Below are 21,180 nucleotides of genomic sequence, written 5' to 3' on the forward strand. Positions count from 1 at the left end.
GTAGTAATGATTACGCTCATATCTGCATTGTAAAGTGCTATTTCTTCCATGTCAAATTTATTTCTACATCTTTTGATATATATCGACAAACTATTCGACAAAGTTTAGAGATGTTTCGACAAAATATCAAAATAAACACTTTTTAAACCATTTTTCATTTTAAATAGCAATATTATGATAATCAGATAGTTTTGTTTAAATAATAATGGTATTTCGAGTAAATAGCAAAAAGACACCCTCCGCAAGCACTGGATTACTATTTCCAGGTTGCGTAGAGTGTCCCGATTCTTCCGGTTCTTTAGACCTTAACGTGTGCGTTAAGCATGTAGTTCAAACAGTCTGGCTGTCTTGCCCGCAGGGATAGTTACAGTTAGGCTGCCTTCTGCCTTATCCCATCTCCACTCTGAGCTGTGCTGCTTAGGATAAGCACAGCTGATACGGAGATCACGGCCTGCCAGCTCAGGCATCGGCAGGGTAACGGCCTGCTCACCGCCGGCAATCCGCCATACGGCCAGATAACGGACATCACCGTGCTGCAGGCCGTAGCTGACCCACCCGCCGCTGCTGTCCGGAAGCCCAAGCGGCCAGAAGGGCAATGCCTGCGGGATAGAGGTGCGGATGGACTTATAGTAGTCAAGCGCTTCGCGCACCAGTTCCCTGCGGCCGGGCGCAAGCTCTGCCAGATGCCCGCTCTGATGCACACGAAGCAGCAGGGCATTTACCATGTTGAAGATTACCTCTTCATCATCACCTTCGCGCAGCGGATAAGACCACACCGCCGACTGCTCGGGCGTCAGCGCCAGCGGGGAACCGGCTGCAATCGCCGCATACTGCACATAATCCTCCTGGTCACTGGTGGATTGAATGCTGTGCCGGCTGAGCATGGCATAATCCATCCGCATCCCGCCGCTGGAGCAGTTCTCGATGACCAGGTCCGGATAACGCGCGAAGATGCTGTCCAGCCAGGCCAGATAAGCCCGGTTATGCTGCAGCAGCCCATCCCCGAAGCTGTCTGCCCCCGTCTCCGTACCAATGCCTGCGTTGATGTTATAATCCATCTTGATGTAGCCGACGCCATATTCCTCCACCAGCCGTGCAATAACACCATTGGCATGCTCAATGACCTTAGGATTACGGTAGTCCAGCTGGTAGCGGCTGCGGTCCTTGACCCGCTTACCGTGCCGCATGAAGAACCAGCTGTCATCGGCTTCAGCCAGCTTCGGACTGTTGATGCCCATAACCTCCAGCTCCAGCCACAGCCCCGGAATCATGCCTTTGCTGCGGATATAGTCCAGCACATACCTGATGCCTTCCGGAAAACGCTCAGCCGAAGGCTCCCACTGGCCGACGCCGTCCCACCACTCGCCCGGCGCATACCAGCCGGCATCAATGCAGAAGTATTCGCAGCCCACATCTGCGGCGGCATCGATCAGCGGCAGCAGCTTCTCTGTCGTCGGACTACCCCACAGGCAGTTCATATAATCATTAAAAATAATCCGCAGCAGCTCATTGTCCTCATTCGGTCTGCGGATAATCCGGCGGTACGCGGTCAGCTGTGCAGCCGCTGCTTCTATCCCCCCATGCACGGAGCCGGCTGCAACCGGCACCGAGGTAAATTCCTCACCTGGTGCAAGCTTCAGCCACCAGTGATTGTCATGCTCCGTAGGTCCGCTTGCCAGCAGGGTAAGCTGATCGTACTGGTCGGTCAGCTCCCAGTGCCAGGAGCCGTTATGCTCAATCTGCCAGAACAGGCTGCTGCCGCTCTCCTTGTTATGCAGTACCGCCATGGGCAGAAGCTCTGCCGCCGACCATGAGCCGGTATTGCTGGCGGCGATCCGCTTCGAGCCCCGGTCAGCCAGATGGTACATGCCCAGCTCCGGCAGGCTGTAGGTCCGCCACTGCAGCTCACTCTGCCAGCCGCTGTGCGCAAGCGTGACTTCAATCTTGCTGCCCCGGTCCCCGCCACCCTCTTTATCCACACCTGTAAGCGCAAAGGAAGATATATATTCAATAGCGGCCTCGCTATCCCCTTCGTTCTTCAGCACCGTCCAGGCACGGATGATCTGCACTCCATTGTAAAACTGATAATGCTGCACGGCCTTAACACCCGTCACCGGATCAGCGAGCATCAGCTCCAGCTTGCGCCCCAGTGCATTCACTGTGTCACTATGTCCGCTGTATTCCATCCGCAGTCCCGGGTAAGAAGCGCGGTGCGTCCGTCCGTGATATTCATCCCGGTCCTCCCCGGACAGCTGCAGCTCCAGCAGCCGGAAGCCCGGCTTATGCTTGTCCGCAATTACCCCGTGCTCAAGCGGCGCCGCCCCGAAATGCAGCAGCCGTACATCCAGCTCCTCTGTAATTTCAATCGTAAGATACAGCCCGTTTTCGGCAATCTCAATCAGTCTGCTGGTCATATGTTGTTATTCCTCCTGACAAATGTTGGTTTCTCTTCTGATTATAAAGGCTTATGCGAATCATATTAAGTGGAAATTCTCCATCCATTTCTTCTTCAAACAACGGGATTAAATATTTAGTTGGAACATCACCACTTAAATGTAAATCCAAACGCTCCCTACAGCAAAAGACGGCCCCGCCGGTAAGAAACTTACCTTCGAGACCGTCCCGGATTATCACATTCTGTTATTCAGCCGAGCCGAATTGAATCCATGCTTTTTGAATTTCGTCGATAGCCTGGTCCTTTGTCTTACTGCCGCCGATGTAAGCCTGCATCAGCTCACCGAATTTCTGATGGAAGGTATCCAGCGAATAGTTGACGGACAGATCGCCGGACTTCTCGGTTTTGAGGATTTCTTCCATTTCTTTAGGCATTTGCAGGTCAGGCATCGGAGCATCCTTGATCGGCGGAATAACCTTGGCTACAGTGGAGAACCAGCTCTTACCGTAGTCGGAAGTGTACAGCCAGTTAAAGAATTCAATCGTTTCGGCAGCGACTGCGGAATCCTTGTTAATGCGCAGCGCCTGGTCAGCACCGGTAATAATCTGGGACTGCTCAGCCTTGTCGCTGACCGGATAGCCGGCGATACCGAGATCAAAGTCAGGGGTGATTTTCTTAATAGCTTCTTCGTCCCATGCACCCTTACCGGTCATGAATGCTGCTTTGCTAAGGGCAAAATCACTGACCTGAGCGTTACTGTCACGCTCCAAAGGCTTGTCTGTACCATGTTTAACCGTAGTATCAATGAAGCTGAAGAAGTTATTGTACAGCACCGGATGATCCTTAATGGTCGTTTCACCGGCAATGAACTGGGCTACAAGTGTCTTGGCATCCGTTCCCGCATCGATTGCGGCTGCATCCACGAAGTGCTGGAAGATATGCTTCCATACCCACCATTCTTTGTAGGCATTGGCGAACGGTGTGATGCCCTTGGCTTCCAGCTTGGTGATGGCGTCATCCAGCTCAGCCGTTGTTTTCGGCACTTCAGTGATGCCGGCATCACTCAGCAGCTTTTTGTTATACATCAGCACGAACAGGTTCCCTTTGACCGGGAGTCCCAGCACCTTGCCGTCCGATGAGCTCATGTTGGCCCGTACAGCGTCAGTCATAGCTGCAGCCAGCGGCTCATTGGTCAGATCCGCACTGTATTCAGCAAAAGTATCAATATCCCCGCCGGCAGTGGTCTGGAAGACGTCAGGCGTGCTGCCTGCGGCAATTTTGGATTTCAGTACAGTATTATAGTCGGCCTGCATAATTTCCAGGTTAATGGTCACGTTCGGCTTCACTTTTTTATATTCGGCAATGTAAGCATTGAAGGCGTCCGTGTACTCTGGAGAAGCGGTGAACATATTAATCGTTACGGGCTTGGAGGAGTCTGTTTCTGTAGCTGCATTATTCCCGCCGTTTGTTCCAGCTGTGTTGTTAGCCGTATTATTGTTGTTGCCGCCGCACCCGGCCAGCAATCCCCCGAATAGCAGCAGGCTCGCTGAGACTGCCATGAATCTTTTTAACATGATGTTGCCCCCTTTTCCTCATGCATCTTGTGTTCTTGCTGTTATTCTAAAGAAAAAGAAAAAGGATAAGAATGTACATAAGTGAACTTCTAAGGGTAAAAAAGTGGGCTAATGTAACCGTTTCACTTTTCTCCCTCCAAGGCTCCGGTCCGGAATTCAGAAGGCGAACAGTCGTAATAATTGCGGAAAGCCTTACTGAAATAGTTCTTGTCCTTATAGCCCAGCATCTCAGAAATATCCTGAACCTTAAGCGCCGGGTCGGTCAGCAGATCCTTGGCTTTGTCCATTCTCACCTTTTGCACATACTCATGAATGCCGCAGCCGTATTTGCCTTTGAACAGCTTCATCAAGTATTCTCTGCTCAGGTAATACTTATCCGTGAACATCGATATTTTAATATTCTCGAAATAATGGTTATCAATGTATGCTTTAATATTTTCCAGCACACCGCTGCGGTTACCGGCAAGCGATCTGCTGATTTCACCGGCATAGGCATCCAGAAGCTCATTGAGCAGGCTTTCAAACTGGCTGAACGATGCGTAATCCCCGCTAAGGCCCAGCGCAGCCAGCCCTCTGTTCTTGACAGCACGCAGCGCAGCCGGCGCTTCATCCAGCTCACCTGCAAGATCGCCGAGCAGCATCAGAAATTCGCGGAGCGTACGCTCTGCATCCCCCAGGCTGAAACGGGCGGAGGAGTGCCATTTCCGGGTGAATTCACCCAGAATGCTTTTGGCATGGGCCGCATTGCCGTTCTCCAGAATACTGCGGATCTGCGGAATCCGTCCGGTTAGAGACGGGCTGTCCTTGTATTCCTGCACGGCTGACCCGGCTCCGGCAACCAGGGGTCCTTTTAACTGCAGCAGATCAATATCGTCCAGCCTCTCTTTTGCTGCTTCATAGGAGCCCGCCAGCTCCAGATAATCACTGTATGTAGCACCGACAGCACCGGCACAGACAATGCCGAACAGCTCCTTCAGCGTCGCGGCAGCCTTTTTAAGCTGATGCACGGAACGGAAGGCCGCATCCTCTTCATAGCCTTTTTTCATCGTAAAAACCGCAATCAGCTCACGCTCATTCTTCGGATTCACGAAGCTGAACGCCTCGAAACCGCCGCCGCTGTTCTCATTAATTACATTCGTCACAGCAAAATGCATCAGATCACGGTCCTCATGAAACCGCCCCTTGCGCACCTGCTCCAGATTGAGCAGCCGGAGAATACCTGCCGTGAACTGGTTACCGGCTGCATCCGCGCCGATCAGCGGCAGAAAAGCCTCATTAGGCTGGCTCTTAAAGCTCCGTTCCATAATGGAGAGATACATTTTCTCCTTCAGCTTCGGTACAGACATATTCAAAGTAATATTCTGTGTGATGAATTCGCTCTGCTTCCGCCGTTTCGCATCAAGCATATCCACAGCCTTGCGCAGTGCGCTGTTGAGATCAGCGCGGTTCACCGGCTTCAGCAGATAATCAACCACCTTCGAGCGGATAGCCTGGCGGGTATACTCAAAATCATTGTAGCCGCTGATTACAATCAGCAGCAGCTCAGGAAACTCGCGCTCCGCTATCTGCAGCAGCTCGCTGCCGCTGAGCTCAGGCATTTTCATATCGACCAGGACCAGATCAAATTTGTCCCTGCGCAGCATCTCCAGCCCGGTTTTTCCGTCACTTGCCTCTAGCACCTCACTGACCCCCAGCCCCTTCCAGTCCCCCAGAATATGAATGGCTTCGCGCAGCGGCTCCTCATCATCAATAATCAGCACTCTATACATGTTGTCCCTGGCCTCCCCGCGGTAAAAGAATATCCATTTGTGTTCCGTTTCCTTCACTTGTAATCAGCAGTCCCGCCTCATCCCCGTACAGCAGCTTCAGCCGGGTATTCAGATTTTTGAGTCCGATGCTCTCATGTTCCCCTTCTGCACCGGACGCTTCAGCCCTGCTCTCCTCATCCCACTGAATCTGCAGCGAGCCCAGTACCTCCTCCAGACGCTCTGCTGTGATCCCCGGGCCGTCATCCATCACAGAAATCACGCTATAAGCCGGTGTTACATGGGCCTCTATCCGGATAGTGACGGTAGCCGACACCTTTTCCAGCGCATGCTTGATACAATTCTCCACCAGCGTCTGCACAGACAGCTTCGGAATCCGCAGCTCCAGCAGACTGTCGTCCCATTCGTAGACGACCTGCATACGGCTGCCGAAACGGGCCTTTTGCAAGGCCAGATAACGCTCAATATGCCGCAGCTCTTCGCTCGCCAGCACGACATCCCGCCCGCTGATGCAGTATCTGAGCGTCAGTGCCAGATTGTCCACCATCTCGACGATATCATCATTGTTATTCTTGAGCGCCTTGGTGGAAATCGCCTGCAGGGCATTATAGAGGAAATGCGGATTGATTTCGGCTTCAAGCGCTTTTAGCACTGCATTTTTCTCGACGATTTTCATCTTATAGCGTTCATTGATCAGCTCGTTCGTCCGCTCAACCATCTTGTTGAAATGCCGGGACAGATAGGCAATCTCGTCATTGCCCTCCACTCTCGCCTCTGCCTCAAAGCTGCCGGCGCTGAAGCGCTTCATCTGCAGGGACAGATTTTTGAGGGGACTTGTAATCCGGTTCGACAGAAAGCCAACCAGAATGACCGAAGCAATCAGAAAGAGCAGCCCGATGGAATAGCTTAGCTGGCGCGTTGTGGTCGCCGCTTCGTAAATCTGCTTGTAGGGAATTGGCTTAACCAGCCTCCAGCCCTCTTTTTGACTGATATCGTAGATGACCAGGTATTTTTCCTCATCGTCTGACCAGGTTACCTGCCCGCCCTGCTCCGGGGTCAGCTGCTTGAGCAGCTCCGCCTTCTCCGCTGTAGCATAGAACTCGCGGTCATCCACCACATACGGCTCATTATCCGGGCTGATATACATCAGATGCTCCCCTTCCGAAAAGGGAATGTCCTTCATAATCTCATCCGTTACGCTTGAGTTGAAGTACAGCGATAATACAGCCTGCGGCTCACGGGAAGCAATGGAGCGCAGCAGCCGGTGGTAGCCCATGAAGCTATTATCCGGATTCACCTTATAATCGCCATTTTCCACAGTACCATCGACAAAAGACTGGTAAGACCGGTTGTTGGGGCTTGCCAGCGCACGCTTGTACCAGGTCAGGTTATCAATCGGCGGATGCTCAAGGACACGGACCGTAATATTATAGTTCTCCTTGGTGACATAATAATATTTCTGCTCCTTAATGATGTAGAGGTAGATCGATTCCAGGTCTTTACGTGAAAAATATAGGTTCTTCAGATAGTCCTCCACATACATCTTGGAAGCGTAGTCATCCGATTCATGCATAATCGCATAGGCGAACTCATCATAGGAGATCTGCGGCAGGGACAGCTGTTCGATTCCGCCCAGGTAGCTCTCCAGATTCCGGCCGACCAGCAGCAGGTTGTTGCTTGTGCTCGCTATGCTGTTATTGACCGATTCCTTGCGCAGCATCCCGTAGGAGATGAACGTCAGCGAGGTGACTACCAGAATGATAATAATGGAGAACAGCAGGATCAGCTTGTTGGCCAGACGGCGGGAAATCCGCTCCAGCAGCGGCTCCAGCAGCTTTTTCAGGGTATTTGGCATAATAGCTGCAGCCTCCTCCGCATGATTTTTGTTTGCGCTTTCAGTTCACTTTTTTACCCCTAACTGTCTTCTTAAATCCATTTCTGAGTATACGGCGCTGCCCTATAATACACAATATAGACTAACCGGAATGGTTAAGTGTGGCAAGCGGGGACCGTTACTCCCACCCTATAAATAGCAGAAGAGGTGCATCCATGTTAAAATCACTCGGCAGAAAATGGCGCGATAAAACGGAATTCGGGCTCTTCACCCTGCCCGTTCTGATCTGTATCGCAGTTGCCTTCTACATCCCGTTCATCATGACCATCCGTTATTCCTTGACCAAATGGAACGGGATTTCCAAGCATCCCAAATTCGTCGGGCTGGATAACTTCAAGCAGATTTTTACCGGGGATACCAATTTCTCCGACTCCGCCTGGTTCACCATTAAATATGCGGTGCTCTACATCGTCATTGTCAATGTGCTGGCCATTCTGCTGGCCGTGCTGCTGGATATGAAGCTGAAGTCCACCTCCTGGCTGAGAGCGGCCTTCTTCATTCCTTATATTCTCAGCCTGGTGATCGTCGGCTTCATCTGGAAGTTCATTTTCATGCAGGGCTTCAACTCGCTCGGGGAGAGCACTGGCTGGGCAATCTTTGACTTAAGCTGGCTGGGGACGCCGGGGCTCGCTTTTATATCCATATTGGGTGTATCCATCTGGCAGTCTATCGGATTCTATCTTGTTATTTATATCGCCGGCCTGCAGTCGGTACCGGAGGATCTCAAAGAAGCGGCTACAGTGGACGGCGCCGGGGCGCTGAGACGGTTCTTCAGCATTACGCTGCCGCTGCTCGCACCCTCCATTACCATCTCGGTATTTATGGCGCTGACGAACTCCATCAAAGTATTCGACGTAATCCTGTCGCTGACCGGTGGCGGTCCCGGCGGAACCACCTACAGTATCGCCTATGACATTTACCGTGACACATTCCAGAACAACCTGTACGGGTACGGTACGGCGAAAGCGCTTATCCTGTTCGTAGCGGTGCTGATCGTTACCGTTATTCAGCTTACATTCTTCAAGAAGAGAGAGGTGGAGGCATAATGAAAACCAACAACAAAGCAGGCAAAATTGTACTCGAGATTGTGCTCGTCCTCCTCTCTCTGCTGTTCCTGTATCCGCTGTTCCTGACCATTATCAACTCGTTCAAAAGCTTCGGCGAGGTCATGACCGATGTCATTGCCCTGCCGCAAAAGCTGACATTCGCTAACTATTCCTATGTATGGGAATTCATTAACTATCCGCGTCTGTTCCTGAACAACTTCATTATCACCGGGGTCGGGCTGCTGGGGATTGTGTTTGTCTCCTCCATCGCCGCTTACAAGCTGGCCCGGACCAAAACTAAATGGAGCGGCGTCATCTATTTCCTCTGCATCATGCCGATGCTGATTCCGTTCCAGTCCATCATGCTGACTGTGCTCCAGACAGCTAAGAACCTGAATTTGTCTGAAAGCACCTGGGGACTTGGCCTGCTCTACTGGGGCTTCGGTGCACCGCTTGCCGTATTCATCTATCACGGCTTCGTGAAAGGAATTCCGCTGGAAATCGACGAAAGCGCTACGATCGACGGGGCTTCCGGCTTCCGCCTGTTCTTCAGTGTCATCTTCCCGCTGCTGAAATCAGTAACAACCACCATTGTCATCATCGACGTCATGTGGATCTGGAACGACTTCCTGCTCCCGCTCCTGATGGTCAACGGCTCACCGGATACGAAGACGCTGACGCTGGCCGCTTACACCTTCGTCGGACAGTATACCTCTGACTGGCAGTATGCCATGACAGCTATGGTAATGGCCGTGCTGCCGTCCATCATCGTGTTCATCTTCCTGCAAAAGTATATTGTTAAGGGCGTAGTCGCCGGAGCGGTTAAGGGCTAACTGGTTTGGCATGACTGACAACAGGCTTCTTGTAGAAAAGGACCCCAGAGCCGTAATGGCTGCGGGGTCCTTTTTGGGTTCGGTATGCTGAAAGGATAATACTGGTAGCACAGCATGCCGTCCGGATGTACGGGCAGATTGGAACTCCGGACGCACGAGTAGATGATTTTGCATGATTGAGCCGGCGAGTCCGTATTGTTGCACGTTGTAGCTAAGATTACTCCGTAGCATACTGCTGATAAAGTTAAGTGGAATTTCGCCACCTAAATCCAGGGAAATTGCCGGGAAGAGGACATTAGATGGAAAAATGACAGCTAATATAGCTGATTTCGCGCCGTCTGGGAGTAGAAGCCTAAATTAAGATAATTTTTTCCACCTAATCGTTAAATACCTTGAGCAATTATAGCATTAGCTGGAGAAAATCCACCTAAATGTTGTTAGAGAACGAACAGAAGGTATATTAGAACAAAGCTATACTGGGCACGCAAGTGATCAGGTGGAGCTGACAGGAAGAACCGTTAGGCGGCGCAGTAGCTAACATTAGCAGCGCTAAGTTAATAAGCCCCCTTCACCATGCGGTCAATTCCAGTCAGCTGCTAACTGCTTCTCAATCACTGCTTCTCGCTGACCGTTCCGTCCGCGGCAATCCTGGCGTTGAATGAGAGCTGGTTCAGCTTTTGGATCGTTTCCTTATTATAGGCGGCACCCATAAAGTTCGGCTGTCCCCCGATGATCTTGACCGGCGTGATCTTACTGGCAATACCTGACTTCGTAATCGTAAAGTCAGCCAGCATCGAATGCACCGTCTTCTCCCCGCCGCGCGTGGATTTGTTGAACACAAAGTTACCCAGCGAGTAATAGATTGGCTTGTGCTTGTAATACTCAATGCCCATCAGACAGTGGCTGTGTGCGCCGAGAATAATATCCGCGCCGCTGTCAATCATCTGCTTAGCCAGCGTCCGGGCATATTTCTCGGGATAATCCTTGAACTCCTCGTTCCAGTGCAGGTATACGACTGTATAGTCGTTGTCCTTGACGGATTTCTTAATTGCGCTCAGCAGCGGCTCGGCGGTATAGGCTGATGCGGCTCCCGGCGTATCCTTACCGGCATGCCAGGAGGGCCCGGATAATACCCGGCTTGCACCGAGTACGGCAATCCGCTTGCCTTTGACCGTTTTGACGTACGGCTTGAACGCCTGGCCGATGTTGCTGCCTGCTCCGGTATGGCCGATCTTGTATTTATCCAGGTGAACCAGCGTATCCAGCATCGCGTCCTGCCCATAGTCGAGAATGTGATTGTTCGCCAGTGATACCCCGTCGATACCGGCATAGTTCAATCCCCCGAGCGTCTCCGGCTTGGACCGGAAGGCAAACATCTTCTCAGCCGGCTTGCCGCGGACCGAGACCGGGGTCTCTAAATTAGCGAAGGCCAGATCGGCCTTTTGCAGGACAGGAGCTACTTTGGCAAACGGGAAATTGATGCCGTATCTGGCAATCTGCTCCCCCACAAAGCCGTCCAGCAGAATATCACCGGCGAAGGTCAGGGTGATCCGGTCTGCAGGCTGTGTCTTTGAAGCTCCCCCGGATACCGCCGGGCCGGGAACCAGCAGAAAGATTAGTAGAATAAGTATGGCCGCTCTGCGCATTCGGGTTACTCCTTTTGATAATTTATTTATCAACTATAACGGATAATGTTCATTACCCAAAAGAGTAGAAAGTCCCTGCTAGACCTGCGCTTTTTTCAGTACCGCCCGGAAGCAGTTCAGCCCGCCCCACTGCTCTGTCCGCAGCGCATCCGCCGGAAGATTGAAATCCGTCTCCCCCCAGTACTGGAATCCGGCCTGCAGGAGTACATCGTTCATCACCGGCAGATTGACGGTCGGATAATCAAATGTCAGCACAAGCAGCCCCTCCCCGTTCAGGGTTCTGTGGAACTCACGGATGGCCAGCACGGCATCGTCTACGGACAGATGCTCCAGCACCGAGATGCAAAAAATCGTATCAAAGCTCTCGTCCGCATAAGGCAGCGATGTTAGGTCAGCCTGGGCCAGATGAAGGCTTGTTGTGCTTCTGGCCAGCACCTGACGGGCCGCTTCCACGCCGATATCATCGACAATGTCCTCAAGAATCGCTTCCCTGGACATAATGCGGGCATCAATATCGCAGGCGTAGACCTCGGCACTGAAGCCGGCAAGATAGAACTTGAGCGGGTGGGAGATGCCGCAGGCGGCATCCAGCACCACATCATGGGACGAAATGAAATTCGTACACCATTCGTATTCATAAGGCCGGCTCCACCAGGACTCCGGCAAGTCATAAATCAGCTTATCGCGGCGGGCATCGGAATTGACAAAAAAGCGGGATACATAAGGATGTGTCGGCATGACCAGGACTCCTTTTTTACAGGTTTCGGTAGGTAGTGAGAGTATATTCATCATTCCTTGATTCATGCCACATGCTGTTACACGTAATAGGACAACAGTTTGGCGTCAACGCCGTGTCTGCTGATCAGCGTATCCAGCATTTTGGACCATTCCCCGTCCACGCTGCAGCGCTCCGGATGAGCTTCGAACCATTCAACAGACTGCTTAATGCCCTCGGCAAACGGGACTGTGGCACTGAATTCAGGCACCAGCCGCTTGATCTTGCTGTTGTCGAACACACTGCTCACCGCCTGATCACCGATAAGGCCGTCAGCGGTTCCTGCCGGTGTATGCGCCGCGATGAAATCTGTCGAGATATGAACCACCTTCGGCTCTCTGCCCGCCGCCCCGCCAATGGCAGTATAAATCTGATTCCAGTTCAGCGATTCATCAGACGTGATATGCACGGCTTCACCGATTGCTTCCGGGTTCCCCAGCAGACCCACGAAGCCTTTGGCAAAGTCTGTATTGTGGGTCATTGTCCAGAGTGAAGTGCCGTCACCGTGAATGACTATCGGCTGGCCTTTGCGGATCCGCTCCACCAGTGACCAGGGATGCCTGCCGCTGGTCAATGCCGCCGGAATGGCTGTTAGGCCGTAAGTATGCGAAGGCCGTACAATGGTTACCGGGAAGGAGGCGCTGCGGTGTTCGTCCAGCAGCAGCTCTTCACAGGCGATTTTATTCCGGGAATATTCCCAGTAAGGATTAATCAGCGGCGTCTCCTCCGTAATCAGGTAGCTGCGCTGCGGCTTCTGATAGGCAGAGGCGGAGCTGATGAAGATATACTGCTTCGTTTTACCGGAAAACAATTGAATATCGGTCTGCACATGCTCCGGTGTGAACGCAATCCAATCCACCACGGCATCGAACTCCAACCCCTTAAGCGCCTCTGCAGCTCCTGCCGCATCGCGGATATCCCCGCGGATTACCTGTGCCCCTTCGGGCACGAACTCATCCCGCTCCCCGCGGTTGAACAGATACAGCTCGATCCCCTGTGCAACTGCAAGCTTTGATACGGCCTCGCTGATTAATCCTGTGCCTCCGATAAAAAGTACCTTCATCTGTATATGCTCCTCTCTCTAATCAATGATGGCGGAAATACGTGACAATACCTCTTCAGTCAGTTCAATACCCGAAGCCTTAACATTCTCCTCAACCTGCTCCGGTCTGCTCGCTCCGACAAGTGCACTTGCCACATTAGGCTGCCGCAGAATCCAGGCAAGCGCCAGGTTACCGGCAGAGATGTCCAGCTCAGCTGCAATCTTGCCCAGCTCCTGTACCTTGGCGATCTTCTCTTCGGTGACTCCTTTGCGCATCCAGTCCAGCTTAGAGGCACGGCTGCCGGCAGGAATGTCGTGGGCCGAGCTGTATTTTCCGGTCAGCAGCCCCTGGGCCAGCGGTGAGAACACAACCTGTCCGATCCCTTTTCGCTCCCCGAGCGGAATTACTTCCTTCTCAATATAACGCTCGAACATATTATAAACCGGCTGATTAACGACAATGCGGTCAAGCAGATAACGGTCAGCAACCGCTAACGCTTCCGTCATCTGTGCAGCCGTCCATTCACTAACACCTACATAGAGCACCTTACCCTGCCGGACCAGATCATCCAGCGTACGCAGCGTTTCCTCAACCGGCGTCTCCGGGTCATAACGGTGGCAGTACATAATGTCCACATATTCAGCACCCAGCCGCTTCAGGCTGGCATGGCACTGCTCCGTAATATGCTTGCGTGATAGCCCCCGGTCATTTGGACCGTCGCCCATCACGCCGTACACCTTGGTGGCCAGGACATAGGATTCGCGGGGAAATCCGCGCAGCGTCTTGCCAAGGAGCGTCTCGGCCGCACCTTTTTCATACACATTAGCTGTATCAAAAAAATTCACACCCAACCCGTAAGCGGTTTCAATAGCTTGCACAGCATTATCACGCTCCACATACCCGCCGTAGGTCAACCAGCTTCCCAGGCTGATCTCACTGACCTTCAGCCCTGATCCGCCTAATCTGCGGTACTTCATTCCACACTTCTCCTCTCAGCGCCCTCTTTATCTGCCATGACAGAACCGGCAGTTCTTGTACATTGTTATTCTAGACCAGTTTGGAATGAATTTCTATGGTTTGCTGAAATAGATGCTCATTGTGTCAAATAGGTGAATTCTTATATAATAGAAGATAACACAGAATAGTAGAACAGCCAAAACAATCTATAAATCAACGTCATCCACCAAATTTAGCACCCCAAAAAACCTCAACACTACTATTGTCTATGAATAAACGCACTTTCGAGAGGCATCTATCAGGAGAGGAACATCATTATGAACAGCCCGCGACTGCTTATCGCAAGCCCTATCCGGCAAAAGCCGGAAATCCTCAGCCTGTTTCTGTACTCCCTTAGCAATCTGGATACAGCTGGAACTGACATCCATTATATGTTCTTCGATGATAATACATCTCCCGCATCCTCCCGGCTCCTGCAGCAGTTTGTCCGGCAATCCTCAGGGGCTGCCGTCATTCTTGCTCCCCCTGAGGAAGAGGGCTCCAGCTACTCAAGAGATGACAATACCCACCGCTGGCCTGAGGATGCCGTCTGGAGAGTCGCCGCTATGAAGGATCAGATTCTCCAGAGCGCCGCTGCTGCAGACTATACCCATGTCTTTCTTGCCGATTCTGACCTGCTGTTCCATCCGCAGACACTTAAAGCTCTCCTGGAAAGCGGGAAGGAGCTTGTATCGGCTGTTTTTTGGACCCGCTGGCAGGCGGATACACTGGAGATGCCCCAGGTATGGCTGCATAGTGAATACGGCCAGCATCCGCTGATCCGGCGTGAGGATTTAAGCCCGCAGGAGACCTGGAGCCAGGTTCAGCGCTTCTATGCCCGCCTGCGCCAGCCCGGCCTGCATGAGGTCGGAGGCCTCGGAGCCTGTACGCTAATCAGCCGTCAGGCGCTGCTGCGCGGAGTACGGTTTGCCGAAATTCCGAATTTGGGCTACTGGGGCGAAGACCGGCATTTCTGTGTCCGTGCAGCAGCCTTAGGATTGCAGATGTATGTCGAAACAACCTATCCTGCCTACCATATTTACAGAAGCTCTGATCTGGAGGGCTGCTCTGCCTATCTTGCAGCAAGTGCCTCTGCGGTGCCGGCAGCAGCAGACACTGGGCTGTCTGCTGCCATGCAATCTATCCGTTACGGGTATGATGAAGCAGCCGGTGAGCTGCTTGAGCAGTTTCTGGAGGACAATCAGGGTACAGAGGATGAGCGGGTAACCGCATTGCTGGAGCTGGATGCCTGTTACGGCAGGCTCGGGGATACAGTGAAGGGCCTTGGCCTACTCAGTGCCGCTGCAGCCGGCTTCAGCCGGTCGGAGCTCACTTTTAGGATCGGTGCCAAATTAATGGACGTGCAGGCCTGGGATGAAGCCATCCGCTGGCTTAAGCAGTCGCTTGCCTCGCCCCGCCCGGCTAACTGGGAGAGCCTGCCCGGAAAGGATACCTGGACCTGGATGCCCTGTATTCAGCTGTGCGTCTGCTACTCCAGGCTCGGCAGCTGGCAGTCCGCTTTTAAATACAATGAGCAGGGGCTTGCTTACGCGCCTGATAATCCGGTCATGCTTAACAACCGCAGTGCATTGCTGGACAAGCTGGCTGCCGCCGGAACGCAGCCGGACTCAGAGCAAACCGGCTAGGCCAAGGCAGGCGCAGGATAGCAAAAGGCTGTCTCCCTGGCAGAAGCCGGAGACAGCCTGTAGCGTTATTCTTCCCAGGCCGCGAGACGCGGCTCCGGGTCAAGAATAGAATGATATTGGGCAAGACTTCCATTAGCACCTTCCGGGTCAAGCTCCATGTAGCGCCGGTATTTACTCAAGCGGTCCTCTGCTCTTGCCCAGCCAAGATGCTTCAGGCGGAGCGCCGAAAGCTCATTGTGAAGCCCGTATACATTCTCGGGAAACCGGCCGCAATGCTGGCTTGTTTCACGCCAGGTGTAAGCGTACCCGGACTCATAGCGGAGCAGGAACGGGCGGTAATAATGATGCGCCTGCCAGTAGGCATCGTCCCTGTAAGCATTCATATTCCAGAAATCATACAAACGGAAGGAATATAAGTACACATCTTCTTTTGATATCAGCGATTCGATCTGACTGCCGAATGCATCCTCAAACCATTCATCGGCATCCAGATTCAGAATCCAGTCCGGTCCGACTTCAAGGGTCTCCTGCCATTGCTGCCGGCGCAGATCGATTTCATTGCTGAACCGGGATGCCTGATTCCGCACCAGCTTCACATTCATTCCCTGGAGCACTTCCAGGCACAGCTCAGGGGTTCCGTCGGTGCTGCCGTCATCAATGATGACTGCGTCGCTGATATATTGGCGGTGGCGCTCAAGGGCCTGCCTGAGGTAACGCCCCTGTTCATTGCGTACAACCATGGAAAGTGTCAGACGCGGTTTGGCACTGCTCAAGGAACCACCTTCATTTCTATTATTATGAATACTGTAAGTTCTTATCTACTATAGCAGCAAAACAATAAAATTTGAAGAATCGCAGCCGGAAACGGCTTCACTGCTTCACACAGGGGGATTTTCCAGCGTGGCGATAAACCGGAAACGTATAGCTGCTTTCTCGGCAACGGTAATACTCTTATTCATTATTATAGCAGCGACAATTCCCAGAGTATTAGAGGATGTCCGGCTCGGACTTGACCTAAAGGGCGGTTTTGAGGTGCTGTATGAGGCACAGCCGCTTTCACCCGGGGGCGTCATTACACTGGAGAGCCTCAGACAGACAGCAGCCAGCCTTGAAAAAAGAGTGAATGCGCTCGGCACCTCTGAGCCGGAGATCTGGACAGAGGGCACGAACCGGATCCGCGTCCGCCTTCCCGGTGTAACCGACGAGCAGAAGGTCAGGGAATTGCTCGGTAAACCGGCTGAACTGACGGTAGTCGGCCCTGACGGTTCAGTGGAGCTGCGCGGGGCTGATTTTGTCGAAGGCGAATCACTTGTTGTGCGGGATGACTTTGGAAATCCCGGCATTCTGGTCACGCTGAAGAATCCGGAGAAGCTTGAGGAAATGTCCACCCGTCTGCTGAACCGGCAGATCCGGTTCGAACTGGACGGGGAGCTGCTGACTGATCCGGTCGTACAGGCAGTCATAACGGGCGGAAAAATGCGGATTGTCGGCGCTTTTTCACAGACTGAAGCATCCGAGCTGGCAGACATTATCAATATGGGAGCCCTGCCGCTGAAGCTGAATGAGAAGCTGAACCAGACCATCGGCGCCTCCCTTGGCCAGGAGGCCTTGTCAGAGACGCTTCGGGCTGCCGCGATCGGCTCTGTGCTGGTGCTGCTGTTCATGCTGATTTTTTACCAGCTGCCAGGTCTCATTGCTTCCTTTACGCTGATAACTTACGGCTGGCTGCTGCTGCTCAGCTTCAATCTGGTTCAGGCGACCATGACATTGCCGGGAATAGCCGCCTTCGTACTCGGCGTGGGAATGGCTGTTGATGCGAATATCATCACTTATGAACGGATTAAGGAAGAGCTCCGGTCAGGTAAAAGCCTTCCCTCCGCGCTCACGGCTGGCTCCCGGCATTCCTTCAGAACCATTATGGACTCCAATGTAACCGCGCTGATCTCTGCATTCTGTATGTTCTCCCTCGGATCGGGGGCGATTAAAGGCTTTGCGGTCACCATGATTCTGAGCATTGTGCTGAGCATCCTTACCAATGTGTATTTCTCCCAGTGGCTGCTGCGCCAGCTCGGCCGTTCAGGCTTGCTTCAGAATGTCAGATGGTACAGTGTCAAGCCGTCTGAGGTAAATGCATTCGGCTCCCGCGAAGCGCATGAGGTTAAAGCCTCGCACCGCAGCTTCAATTTTACCGGATCACGGAAGCGGTTTTACATCTTTTCGGGGGCACTGACGATTATTGGGGTTGCCAGCCTGCTGATTCAGCAGGTGAACTACGGCGTGGATTTCCGTGCAGGCACGTCGCTGGACATCCAGCTGTCGCAGAGCGTCTCCCAGCAGCAGGCCGAGAGCATCATCCGTGAAGCCGGATTTCAGCCGGCTATTGTTGCCATCGGCGGTGAAGCCGCAAACCGGGTTTCGCTGCGTTTTAATGAAACGTTTCCGCCCGATAGCGGCAACGCCGCCATCATAGGCGATGCGCTGACTTCCAAGCTCGGCGGCACAGCCAGCCTGGAGGAGAATACCGTGGACCCGGATATTGCCAGGGAATTCGCCAAGAAGGCCGGTCTGGCAGTGGCATTGTCCAGTCTCGGTATTCTGGTCTATGTCGGCATCCGTTTCGAAAAAAGATTTGCCGTCGGTGCTATCGTCGCATTGCTGCATGACGTTTTTGTTATCATTACTATTTTTTCAATCTTCCGCCTGGAGATTAATCTTCCGTTTATCGCAGCAATGCTGACCATTATCGGTTACTCCGTTAATGATACTGTCGTCATATTCGACCGGATCCGCGAAAACCTGAAGAGCGGTATTCCCCGCAACCGGGAGCAGCTGGAGCAGATAGTAAATACAAGCATTAACCAGACGCTGCTCCGCTCGGTGAACACCTTTTTGTGCGTACTCTTTGCATCAGCAGCGATTCTGTTCTGGGGCAGTGAGTCCATCCGGCTGTTTTCACTGGCAATGACACTGGGTCTTATTACAGGCGTGTACTCTTCTGTATGTATAGCCAGCCAAATCTGGCTTACCCTGACACTGCGAAAGCTGCGCCGTGAAAAACAGAATCCCCCGGCTGATGCCGATCCGTACCGGATGTCTGCAATGCAGCTCGAATATGAGGATGCCGATTAACCGGCATGTTAAGGAGGAACAATGATGCTGCGACAAGTTCAGCGGATATTAAACCATAACGACTGGGAGCTAAGCAGGCTTAGCCGGATCATTGAGCGTATGGATACCTTCGCTCCGGAAATTCAAGCGCTTAGTGACGGTGAGCTGAAGGCCCGTACTGCCGTCTTCCGCACACGGATAAGCAATGGCGAGCCGCTGCACGGGCTGCTGCCTGAGGCTTTTGCAGTTGTACGCGAAGCTGTGCGCCGTGTGCTGGGGCTGCTGCTCTATGATGAGCAGCTGCTGGCCGCTGCGGCCCTGTTTAGAGGCGATATTGCGGACATGAAGACCGGTGAAGGCAAGACGCTGGCGAGCATTCCGGCCGGCTATGTCCACGCCTTGACAGGCAAGGGTGTTCATATTGTTACAGCCAATGAGTATCTGGCCGTCCGTGACAGCACGCAGCTGCAGCCCGTGTACCAATTCCTGGGTCTTTCTGTCGGCTGCACGCTGAACGGGATGGCCCGTGACCAGAAACGCCATGCTTATGCCTGCGATCTTACTTACGGAACTGCAAGTGAAATCGGCTTCGATTATCTGCACGACCACTTGTCATTGTACAGCGAGCAGCTGGTCCAGCGCCCGCTACATTATGCCGTTATTGATGAGGTGGATTCGATCCTCATTGATGAAGCCCGTACACCGCTGGTTATCTCCGGCAAGGGCCAGCGGCCGTCCATGCTGTACTACCGGATGAACCGCTTTATTTTACCGCTTAGCGAAGGGTTTGATTTCACCATTGACCTGAAGGCCAAGACCCTTACCCTGACTGAGCTCTGTGTACGGAAGGCCGAACGCGAATTCATGATTGACAACCTGTTTGATCCGGAGCATTCACTGATTCATCATCATCTGATTCAGGCGCTTAGAGCCCATCACCTGATCAGACGTGATACCGAATATATTGTCAAGGATAATGCGATACAGCTTATTGATACGAATACCGGAAGGCTGATGCCCGGACGCCGTTATAGCGATGGTCTGCATCAGGCTATTGAAGAGAAGGAAGGGGTGCATATCGGAACAGAGCTGGTTCCCAAAGCGGCAATGACACTCCAGCATTATTTCGCCGGATATCCCAAGCTGGCCGGAATGACCGGAACTGCAGTTACGGAGCATAACGAATTCCGCAGGGTCTACGGACTGCATGCCGTCCAGATTCCGACCCGCTTGCCTTGTATCCGTGATGATCTGCAGGATCTCATCTATCTGACCGAAGCGGCCAAGAACAGTGCGATCATCTGTGAGGTGCTCGAACGGCACGCCAACGGACAGCCTGTTCTTATCGGAACCGTCTCCATTGAGAAATCAGAACAATTATCTGTGCTTCTTCAGGAAGCGGGTGTTCCGCACCGCGTGCTCAATGCCCACCGGCATGCGGAGGAAGCCGAAATCATCGCCGGCGCCGGCCGGAAAGGTGCTGTTACGATTGCTACCAACATGGCTGGAAGAGGCACTGATATTCAACTGGGAGAAGGCTCAGCCGAAACCGGCGGTTTGCATGTGATCGGGACCGAGCGGCATGAGAGCCGGCGGATTGATCAACAGCTGCGGGGACGTTCAGGCCGGCAGGGAGACCCGGGCTCCAGCCGCTTCTTCCTCTCGCTGGAGGATTCCTTGTTTCAGCGCTTCGGATCGGATTCGCTTAGACGGAAGATGCTGAAACTGGGCCATGACGAAAGCAGCCCGCTCGAAGGCAAACTGGTCAGCCTGAGCATTGAATCCGCCCAGCATGTGGTCGAGGGTATCCATTACGATACACTGCTGCATGTCATTCAATATGATGATGTGATTAACCGGCAGCAGAAGCTGATCTACCGGGACAGGGAGGACGTTCTGCTGAACCGGATAGACAGCGGCCTTGTGGCGGCTATGCTGGGGCAATGGTGCAGAAGTCTTGTAGCCCTGCACTGCCCGGAACAGGAGATTCCCGAGGAATGGAACACGGAAGGACTGCAGTCCGCTGTGAATCCGCTGCTCGATCCCGACCTGCAGATAAATGCAGCAGATCTGCGGATTATGGAGCAGCCGCAGCTGCGTCTATACCTGACGGAGCGTCTGAGCGCAGCTTACAGCAGAAAAGAAACAGCAGTTGGCAGCTTAGCCATGCGTAATCTAGAAAAATATATCATTCTTAACCAGGTAGACCGTCAATGGATGGAGCATCTCGACGCGATGGATCAGCTCCGGGAGGGCATTCATCTGCGGGCTTACTCTGGTAACGATCCGTTTCAGGAATATCAGTTCGAGGGGCATGAAATGTTCCTGGCCATGATCCGGAATATCGGGGAAGCCGTATGCAGCGAGCTTCTCCGGGTTAATATCTCACCGATGCTGCACTCCGGTACGGAAGGCTGAATAACCCGGCATAACAAAATAAACCAGAAGGGCAGCCGCA

The 21,180-nt window shown here is 52.9% G+C and carries 14 protein-coding genes; 5 read left to right on the top strand and 9 right to left on the bottom strand.

Annotation, left to right across the window (positions count from 1 at the left end):
- Window positions 1–317: 317 nt before the first annotated feature.
- The 4 genes from BN3772_RS17905 to BN3772_RS17920 all read right to left on the bottom strand — a co-directional run bounded on the left by BN3772_RS17905 (window position 318) and on the right by BN3772_RS17920 (window position 7,590).
- Complete coding sequence (locus tag BN3772_RS17905) at window positions 318–2,414, bottom strand: glycoside hydrolase family 36 protein (protein ID WP_042201143.1); 2,097 nt, start codon at window positions 2,412–2,414, stop codon at window positions 318–320.
- Window positions 2,415–2,640: 226 nt separating this feature from the next.
- Window positions 2,641–3,969, bottom strand: a complete 1,329-nt coding sequence (locus BN3772_RS17910; RefSeq protein WP_042201144.1) for a type 2 periplasmic-binding domain-containing protein — start codon at window positions 3,967–3,969, stop codon at window positions 2,641–2,643.
- A 122-nt stretch (window positions 3,970–4,091) separates the two neighbouring features.
- Window positions 4,092–5,738 carry a response regulator transcription factor gene (locus BN3772_RS17915; RefSeq protein WP_042201145.1) on the bottom strand — a complete coding sequence of 549 codons (1,647 nt, stop codon included), beginning with the start codon at window positions 5,736–5,738 and terminating at the stop codon, window positions 4,092–4,094.
- Window positions 5,731–7,590, bottom strand: coding sequence for a sensor histidine kinase (locus tag BN3772_RS17920; protein WP_042201147.1), 1,860 nt, complete (start codon window positions 7,588–7,590; stop codon window positions 5,731–5,733). Before BN3772_RS17920 ends, BN3772_RS17915 begins: the two co-directional genes overlap by 8 nt.
- A 194-nt stretch (window positions 7,591–7,784) precedes the next feature.
- Here BN3772_RS17920 and BN3772_RS17925 point away from each other — a divergent pair, with 194 nt between their 5' ends.
- Both BN3772_RS17925 and BN3772_RS17930 read left to right on the top strand, forming a co-directional pair.
- On the top strand, window positions 7,785–8,675 hold the full coding sequence (locus BN3772_RS17925; RefSeq protein WP_042174914.1) for a carbohydrate ABC transporter permease: 891 nt from the start codon (window positions 7,785–7,787) through the stop codon (window positions 8,673–8,675).
- On the top strand, window positions 8,675–9,508 hold the full coding sequence (locus tag BN3772_RS17930; protein WP_042174912.1) for a carbohydrate ABC transporter permease: 834 nt from the start codon (window positions 8,675–8,677) through the stop codon (window positions 9,506–9,508). The genes BN3772_RS17925 and BN3772_RS17930 overlap by 1 nt, the downstream gene beginning before the upstream one ends.
- 611 nt (window positions 9,509–10,119) lie before the next feature.
- Here BN3772_RS17930 and BN3772_RS17935 read toward each other — a convergent pair.
- From BN3772_RS17935 to BN3772_RS17950, 4 genes are all read right to left on the bottom strand, one after another.
- Window positions 10,120–11,154: a CapA family protein gene (locus tag BN3772_RS17935; RefSeq protein WP_052380574.1), complete on the bottom strand. Its 1,035-nt coding sequence runs from the start codon at window positions 11,152–11,154 to the stop codon at window positions 10,120–10,122.
- 78 nt (window positions 11,155–11,232) lie between these two features.
- The gene (locus tag BN3772_RS17940; protein ID WP_042201148.1) at window positions 11,233–11,892 is read right to left on the bottom strand and encodes a class I SAM-dependent methyltransferase; all 660 of its coding nucleotides are present in this window, start codon (window positions 11,890–11,892) and stop codon (window positions 11,233–11,235) included.
- 77 nt (window positions 11,893–11,969) lie between these two features.
- Window positions 11,970–12,992: an SDR family oxidoreductase gene (locus BN3772_RS17945; protein ID WP_042201149.1), complete on the bottom strand. Its 1,023-nt coding sequence runs from the start codon at window positions 12,990–12,992 to the stop codon at window positions 11,970–11,972.
- An 18-nt stretch (window positions 12,993–13,010) separates the two neighbouring features.
- Window positions 13,011–13,949 (bottom strand): aldo/keto reductase family protein, encoded by a 939-nt coding sequence (locus tag BN3772_RS17950; protein ID WP_042201151.1) that lies wholly within the window; start codon window positions 13,947–13,949, stop codon window positions 13,011–13,013.
- A 297-nt stretch (window positions 13,950–14,246) separates the two neighbouring features.
- Between BN3772_RS17950 and BN3772_RS31055 the strand changes: the two genes are divergently transcribed.
- The gene (locus tag BN3772_RS31055) at window positions 14,247–15,614 is read left to right on the top strand and encodes a hypothetical protein (protein ID WP_052380575.1); all 1,368 of its coding nucleotides are present in this window, start codon (window positions 14,247–14,249) and stop codon (window positions 15,612–15,614) included.
- A gap of 65 nt (window positions 15,615–15,679) precedes the next feature.
- Here BN3772_RS31055 and BN3772_RS17960 read toward each other — a convergent pair whose 3' ends face one another.
- Window positions 15,680–16,387, bottom strand: coding sequence for a glycosyltransferase (locus BN3772_RS17960; protein WP_244444779.1), 708 nt, complete (start codon window positions 16,385–16,387; stop codon window positions 15,680–15,682).
- A 127-nt stretch (window positions 16,388–16,514) separates the two neighbouring features.
- On the opposite strand from BN3772_RS17960, the gene secD reads away from it, so the two are divergent.
- Both secD and secA read left to right on the top strand, forming a co-directional pair.
- Entirely contained in the window at window positions 16,515–18,743 is a 2,229-nt protein-coding gene (secD, locus tag BN3772_RS17965; RefSeq protein ID WP_244444780.1) for a protein translocase subunit SecD, read from the top strand.
- 24 nt (window positions 18,744–18,767) lie between these two features.
- The gene (secA, locus tag BN3772_RS17970; RefSeq protein ID WP_042201152.1) at window positions 18,768–21,140 is read left to right on the top strand and encodes a preprotein translocase subunit SecA; all 2,373 of its coding nucleotides are present in this window, start codon (window positions 18,768–18,770) and stop codon (window positions 21,138–21,140) included.
- Window positions 21,141–21,180 lie beyond the last annotated feature (40 nt).

Origin of the sequence: Paenibacillus camerounensis (genome assembly GCF_000723885.1) — a bacterium.
Classification (GTDB): Bacteria; Bacillota; Bacilli; order Paenibacillales; family Paenibacillaceae; genus Paenibacillus_AQ; species Paenibacillus_AQ camerounensis.

What these genes read in the sequence shown, in the direction of transcription:
- BN3772_RS17940 (WP_042201148.1), bottom strand. Translation starts at nt 11,892, where the DNA reads ATGCCGACACATCCTTATGTATCCCGCTTTTTTGTCAATTCCGATGCC.
- BN3772_RS17905 (WP_042201143.1), bottom strand. Translation starts at nt 2,414, where the DNA reads ATGACCAGCAGACTGATTGAGATTGCCGAAAACGGGCTGTATCTTACG.
- BN3772_RS17915 (WP_042201145.1), bottom strand. Translation starts at nt 5,738, where the DNA reads ATGTATAGAGTGCTGATTATTGATGATGAGGAGCCGCTGCGCGAAGCC.
- BN3772_RS17925 (WP_042174914.1), top strand. Translation starts at nt 7,785, where the DNA reads ATGTTAAAATCACTCGGCAGAAAATGGCGCGATAAAACGGAATTCGGG.
- secA (WP_042201152.1), top strand. Translation starts at nt 18,768, where the DNA reads ATGCTGCGACAAGTTCAGCGGATATTAAACCATAACGACTGGGAGCTA.
- BN3772_RS31055 (WP_052380575.1), top strand. Translation starts at nt 14,247, where the DNA reads ATGAACAGCCCGCGACTGCTTATCGCAAGCCCTATCCGGCAAAAGCCG.
- BN3772_RS17930 (WP_042174912.1), top strand. Translation starts at nt 8,675, where the DNA reads ATGAAAACCAACAACAAAGCAGGCAAAATTGTACTCGAGATTGTGCTC.
- BN3772_RS17950 (WP_042201151.1), bottom strand. Translation starts at nt 13,949, where the DNA reads ATGAAGTACCGCAGATTAGGCGGATCAGGGCTGAAGGTCAGTGAGATC.
- BN3772_RS17945 (WP_042201149.1), bottom strand. Translation starts at nt 12,992, where the DNA reads ATGAAGGTACTTTTTATCGGAGGCACAGGATTAATCAGCGAGGCCGTA.
- BN3772_RS17910 (WP_042201144.1), bottom strand. Translation starts at nt 3,969, where the DNA reads ATGTTAAAAAGATTCATGGCAGTCTCAGCGAGCCTGCTGCTATTCGGG.
- BN3772_RS17920 (WP_042201147.1), bottom strand. Translation starts at nt 7,590, where the DNA reads ATGCCAAATACCCTGAAAAAGCTGCTGGAGCCGCTGCTGGAGCGGATT.
- BN3772_RS17935 (WP_052380574.1), bottom strand. Translation starts at nt 11,154, where the DNA reads ATGCGCAGAGCGGCCATACTTATTCTACTAATCTTTCTGCTGGTTCCC.